This is a genomic window from Kitasatospora sp. NPDC059803 (assembly GCF_042732255.1).
Classification (GTDB): Bacteria; Actinomycetota; Actinomycetes; order Streptomycetales; family Streptomycetaceae; genus Kitasatospora.
This window is the reverse complement of record NZ_JBHWIJ010000395.1, coordinates 1-6,483: the sequence shown is the minus strand read 5'-3', so window position 1 is coordinate 6,483 and position 6,483 is coordinate 1. Positions and strand designations below refer to the sequence as shown.

General features: G+C 74.2%; 3 protein-coding genes. 2 read left to right on the top strand and 1 reads right to left on the bottom strand.

Annotated features, from left to right (window positions below):
- Window positions 1–2,764: amino acid adenylation domain-containing protein (locus ACFV6I_RS36410; protein ID WP_380430267.1), on the bottom strand; the 2,764-nt coding region annotated here is incomplete at its 3' end.
- Between the two features lie 221 nt (window positions 2,765–2,985).
- Between ACFV6I_RS36410 and sbnA the strand changes: the two genes are divergently transcribed.
- The gene (gene sbnA / locus ACFV6I_RS36405; protein ID WP_380430265.1) at window positions 2,986–4,023 is read left to right on the top strand and encodes a 2,3-diaminopropionate biosynthesis protein SbnA; all 1,038 of its coding nucleotides are present in this window, start codon (window positions 2,986–2,988) and stop codon (window positions 4,021–4,023) included.
- A gap of 103 nt (window positions 4,024–4,126) precedes the next feature.
- On the top strand, window positions 4,127–6,483 hold a 2,357-nt coding region (locus tag ACFV6I_RS36400), incomplete at its 3' end, for a condensation domain-containing protein (protein WP_380430263.1).

Here is a 6,483-nt window from a genome sequence, read left to right as displayed (position 1 = left end):
CGCCCCCGCGCCACTCCCTCGGGCCCCGCGCGCGCCGCCCCCCCCGGGGCGGGGCCGGCCCCGCGCCCCCCCCCCGCGTCACTCCGGGCTGCGCCGCGAGCACGGACTCGATCTCGCCGAGTTCGATGCGGTAGCCACGGATCTTCACCTGGTGGTCGCTGCGCCCCGCGTACTCCAGGGCGGTGCCGGCGGCGTCCCAGCGGACGATGTCGCCGGTGCGGTACATCCGCGCGCCGCTCGGGCCGTACGGGTCGGCGACGAAGCGCTCGGCGCTCAGGCCGGGGCGGCCCAGGTAGCCGCGGGCCAGGCCGGTGCCGGCGAGGTAGAGGTCGCCGAAGGTGCCGTCGGGGACGGGGCGCAGCGCGCCGTCCAGGACGTACACCCGGGTGTTGGCGATCGGGCCGCCGATCGGCGGCGGCCCGGCCGCGGTGGCGGTCAGCGGCGCGGCGGTGGACCAGATGGTGGTCTCGGTCGGGCCGTACACGTTGGTCACGGACGCGCAGTGCGCGGTGAGGGTGCGGGCCAGCGGCTCGGGCAGCGCCTCGCCGCCGACCAGGGCGCGCAGGCCGGCCAGCCGGGGGGCGTGGTCGGCGGCGAGCGACTGCCAGAGGCTGGGGGTGGCCTGCAGCAGGGTGGCGTCCAGGCCGGTGACGGCGTCCGCCAGGGCGGCCGGGTCGCGGACCGTCTCGCGGTCGGCGACCAGCAGTTCGGCGCCGGCGGCGAGCGGGACGAACAGCTCCAGGTTGGCGATGTCGAAGCCGAAGGTGGTGACGGCGAGGAAGCGGTCCTCGGTGGTCACTGCGAAGCGGGCGACCATGTCCTCGACCAGGTTGACCAGCGCCCGGTGCGGCACCACGACGCCCTTGGGGCGGCCGGTGGAGCCCGAGGTGTAGATCACGTACGCGGGGTGGTCGGCGCGCGGGGCCGTGCCCGGTACGCGCTGCCCGGGCGCACCGGTCGCGGCGTCCGGGCCGTCCAGGACCCACAGTTCGCCGGTGCTCATCTCGCCTTCGGAGGCTTCGGCGGCGAGGAGTTCGCGCACCCGGCGGTGGGTGAGGGTGACCACCGGGGCGGCGTCGGCGAGCATGTAGCGCAGCCGGTCGGCCGGGTAGTCCGGGTCCAGCGGCAGGTAGGCCGCGCCGGACTTGAGGACGGCCAGGGCGGCGACCACCAGGTCGCAGGAGCGGTCCAGCGCGATCGCCACCACCTGCTCCGGGCCGGCCCCGGCGGCGTGCAGGGCGTGCGCCAGCGCGTCGGCGCGGGCGTGCAGTTCGCGGTAGGTCAGGCGCTCCTCGCCGCAGCGCACGGCGGGCGCGTCCGGGGTGCGGGCGGCCCGGGCGGCCAGCAGCGGGGCCAGCCAGTCGCCGGGCAGCTGCGTCCCGGTGGCGTTGCGGGTCTCGGTGATCCCGGCGCGCTCGGCCTCGTCCAGGACGTCCAGCCGGCCGCACGGCTCGTCGGGCCGGGCGACGGCGGCGGCCAGCAGCCGGGCGAAGCGCCGCCCGACCAGTTCGGCCTCGGCCCGGGTGACCAGCGCGGGCACGTGGTTGACGGCCAGGCCGAACGGGGTGCCGGGGAAGACCGTGAGGGTGACCGGGAAGTGGGTGGCGGAGCGGACGTCGGCGCCGGTCACCCGGGGGCCGGTGCCGGTGGCCAGCGGCAGGCCGCCCATCGGGTAGTTCTGGAACATCAGGGCGGTGTCGAAGAGTTCGCCGCGCACGGCGGTGAGCTGCTGGACCTCCGCCAGGGTCAGGTGCTCGTGCGCCAGCAGCGCGGTCTGCGACCGCTGCACGTCGGCGAAGAGCTCGGCCGGGGTGCGGGCCGGGTCGACGTCCACCCGGACCGGGAGCGTGTTGGCGAACAGGCCCACCATCCGCTCGACGTCCGGGACCTCGGCCGGCCGGCCGGAGGTGACCGCGCCGAACAGCACGGTGTCCTGGCCGGTCAGCCGGGACAGCAGCAGCGCCCAGCAGCCCTGCACCACCGCGTTGACGGTCAGGCCGCGCGAGCGGGCGAAGCCGGTCAGCGCGGTGGAGACCTCGGGGGTCAGCTCCAGCGGGACGGCCTGCGGCAGCGCGGCCGCGCCGGCGGCCCGGTCGCGGCCGGCCGGCACCAGCCGGGTCGGGTCGACGACCCCGGCCAGGGCGGCGGTCCAGGCCTGCCGGGCGGCCTCCTTGTCCTGCGTGCCGAGCCAGGCCAGGTGCGCCTGGTAGCGGGCCGCGCCGGCCCGCGGCTGCTTGGCGGGGGTGCCGCCGGCCTTCAGCTCCTCGGCGAGCGCGGCGAGTTCGCCGATCAGCGAGACCATCGACCAGCCGTCCACCAGGATGTGGTGGACGGTCCAGACCAGCCGGCAGCGCCCGCCCTCGGCGCGGGCCAGGGTGAGCCGCTGGAGCGGCGGGCGGGCGAGGTCGAAGCGGCGCAGCCGGTCCTCCTCGGCGAGCCGGTCGAACTCCGCCTCCGGCCCCTCGGCGGAGGCCGCCACCGCGACCTCGCGCCACGGCAGTTCGACCGACGTGGGGATCACCTGGATCGCCTCGCCGTTCTTGCGGTGCCGGAAGCAGGCCTTCAGGTTGGGGTGCCGCTCCAGGAGCAGGCCCGCCGCGGTGCGCAGCGCGGCGGCATCGGCGTCGGTCAGCTCGTCCAGGTCGAGGACCAGCTGAATGGTGTAGACGTCCGTCCCCTCACGGTCGTACTCCGAGAGAAAGAGCAGTCCCTGTTGCAGCGGCGAGAGCGGAAGGACTTCACTGATGGCGGACGGCCGATTCAAACCGGGCTCCTCGTGGAAGGCCTGCAAGTGCGGAATAACAAACGCTTTCCGATGGCGCTGACGAGCAACTGACCGGCAACTGACGGACGGCTGACGCGTGCCTCAGGACGGGTCCGAAACCCTGGTCGCGGACCCCGTCAGCAGTCCGTCAGCCCCTCGTCAGCGCCCGGCGGGAGGCTTGCCGCCGAGGCTAATTCGTTACCGAAGGCCAGGAGTCTCCAGTGCCGGTCATTTCCGCGTCGCACGAATTCGAGGTCAGCGACCTCTTCGTGAATCTGCAGCCGTTCTTCGGGCACCGTCTCTTCCTGAAAGTCGAAGGGTTCAACTTCGCCGGGTCCATCAAGCTGAAAGCGGCCCGGGAAATGGTCGCGCAGGCCGAGGCGGCGGGCGTCCTCGGCCCCGGCTCGACCCTGGTGGAATCCTCGTCCGGGAACATGGGCGTCGCCCTGAGCGTGCTCGCCGCCAGCCGCGGCTACAAGTTCATCTGCGTCACCGACTCTCGCTGCAACGAGGTCACTCGCCGCACCATGGAGTCGTACGGCGCCGAGGTGCACCTGATCACCGAGCCGCACGAGACCGAGGGCTTCCTCGGTGCGCGGATCCGCCACGTCAAGGCGCTGCTCGCCGCCGACGAGAAGCGGGTCTGGCTCAACCAGTACCTGAGTCCGGGCAACTGGATGGCGCACTACCGGACCACCGCGCCGGCCATCGCCCGCCAGTTCCCGGACCTGAACGTGCTGTTCATCGGCGCGGGCACGACCGGGACGCTGATGGGCTGCGCCCGGTACTTCCGCGAGCGGCGCCCCTCGGTGCGGGTCGTCCCGGTCGACAGCGTCGGCTCGGTCACCTTCGGCGCCCCGCCGGCCACCCGGCACATCCCGGGCCTGGGCACCAGCGTGCGGCCCGCGCTGCTGGACGAGTCGCTGGTGGAGCGGGCGGTGCACGTCGAGGAGACCGACACCGTCCGCACCTGCCGCGAACTGATGCGCGGCGGCTTCCTGTTCGGCGGCTCCACCGGGACGGCCGTCAGCGGCGCGCTGCGCTGGCTGAACGAGCACTACGGCGACGGCGCGGGCGGCGCGCGCGAGCGGGTGACCGCCGTGACCATCTCGCCGGACCTGGGCGAGCGCTACATGGACACCGTCTACCACGACGAGTGGGTGCGCGGTTCGGTCGGCCCGGAGGGCCTGCTGCCCGGGGTCGAGCACCGGGGCCTCGGGGCGGGCGTCGCCGCCGGGCTCCAGACGGTGTCCGGCTGACCGGTCCGCCGGGGGCGGGGCCTGCGGGGTCGGGGCCGGCGGGGTCAGAGGGTCGAGAGTTTTCAAGGCGGGGCTGAGGCTGAGAATGACGGAGAGCAAAGCAGTGACGACAAACCGGAACGCTGTCCTTCCGCTCACCGCGGCACAGGCCGAGATCTGGTTCGACGAGCAGTTCGCCGCCGGGCCGCTGGCCTACAACATGGCGGACTACATCGATCTGCGCGGACCGCTCGACGCCGAGCTGCTCGGACGGGCGCTGCAACGCCTCGGCCACGAGGCCGAGGGGCTGCGGGTGCAGTTCGTCGAGGAGGACGGCGCCCCCGGCCAGATCATCCGCCCGCTCGCCCAGCTCCCGCTCAAGACACTGGACTTCAGCGGCGAGGCGGAGCCCTCGGCGGCCGCCGAGCGGTGGATGCGGGCCGACCACGCCGACCCGATGAAGGTCACCGACTTCCCGCTGTTCCGCGGCGCGCTGATCAGGCTCGCCCCGGAGCACCACCTGCTCTACCTGTGCATGCACCACATCCTCGCGGACGGCTTCAGCCGCTCGCTGCTCTACCCCAAGCTGTCCAGCGCCTACACCCGGCTGGCCGCCGGCGAGGGCCCGGCCGAGCTGGACGCCGACGCCATGCCGGCCTTCCACCGGCTGCTGGACGCCGAGCGCAAGTACCTCGACTCGTCGATGGTCGAGAAGGACCGCGCCTACTGGACGGACCGTCTCACCTCCGACCGGCACGGCGCGGTGCCCGAGCTGGTCTCGCTCTCCGAGCAGGAGCCGGCCCCCGGCCGGGTCGCGCTGCGCGAGACCGCCCGGCTCTCCCCCGCGACCACGGCCGCGCTGCACGCCCTCGCCCAGGACGGCAAGGTCACCATGCCGGTCCTGATGGTCGCCGCGATGGCCGCCTACACCCAGCGCGTCACCGGGGTCGCGGCGCCGCTGCTCACCCTGCCGGTCACCGGCCGGGTCGGCGCGGTCAGCCGCGAGATCCCCGGCATGCTCGCCAACTACCTGCCGCTGGCCGTCCGGGTGCGCCCGGAGATGACCCGCACCGAACTGCTGCGCGCGGCCTGGGTCGAGGTCGCCGGCACGCTGAAGCACCAGCGCTACCGCGGGGACAAGGTCCGCCGCGACATCGGCCTGCGGATCGACGACCAGCGCGCCTTCGGCCCGTTCATCAACGTGCTCAACCAGGACCCGGAGCTGGCCTTCGGCGACTGCCGCGGGGTCGTGGTCAACCTGTCCACCGGCATCGTCAAGGACCTCATCATGACGGTCCTGAACGCGGACGACGGCACCGTCGAGATCCACCTCGACGGCAACCCCGAGCTGTACGAGCCGGCCGAACTCGCCACCCACCTCGCCCGGTTCGAGACCTTCCTCGGCACCCTCGCCACCATGCCCGCGGACCGTCCGCTCGGCCAGGTGGGCCTGGGCGCGACCGGCGAACCGCTCGGGCTGCTCGGAGCCTGGGATCCGGCCACCGCCGCCGACCAGGGCCTGGTCGAGCGGGTCCGCGCCGTCGCGGCCGGTACGCCCGACGCGGTGGCCGTGGCCGACGGCGCCGAGCGGATCGACTACCGCGAACTGGTCGCCCGCGCGGCGGGCCTGGCCGCCCGGCTGACCGCCGCCGGGGTCACCACCGGTTCGGTGGTCGCGATGTTCGCCGAGCCCGGCGTCCCCTTCGTCACCGGTGTGCTGGCCGTCCAGGCCGCCGGCGGCGCCTACCTGCCGCTCGACCCGACCGCCCCGGCCGCCCGCAACACCGGGCTGCTGGAGGACGGCGGCGCCCGCCACCTGCTGGTCGGCGCCGGGTACGAGGAGCAGGCCGCCGAGCTCACCGCCGGGGCGACCACCGCCCTGCCGCTGACCGACCCGTCCGACTCCACCAGCGGCGCCGAACTCGCCTCTGTCGGAGGCGAGTTGGACCTGGCGTACGTGATGTTCACCTCGGGCTCCACCGGCAAGCCCAAGGGCGCGATGGTCCAGCGCTCCGGGATGATGAACCACCTCTGGGCCAAGGTCGGGGACCTCGACCTGGTAGCCGGGGAGGGCGTCGTCCAGAACGCGCCGCTCACCTTCGACGTCTCCGTCTGGCAGATGCTCGCCCCGCTCATCGTCGGCGGCACCGTCCGGGTCTCGGGGACGGAGATGGCCGCTGATCCGGCCGCCCTGTTCGGCATGGCGCGGGACGAGAAGATCGCCGTCCTGGAGGTCGTGCCCTCGCTGCTGCGCGCCGCCCTGGACGCCTGGGACACCGAGGGCGACGCCCCCGAACTCCCGCACCTGCGCTGGCTGATGGTCACCGGCGAGGCCCTTCCGGCGGACCTGTGCCACCGGTGGCACGCCCGCCACCCGCACATCCCGATGATGAACGCCTACGGCCCCACCGAGTGCTCCGACGACGTCACCCACGCCGTCATCCGCGCCGGCGACACCCTCACCGCCCGCGTCCCCATCGG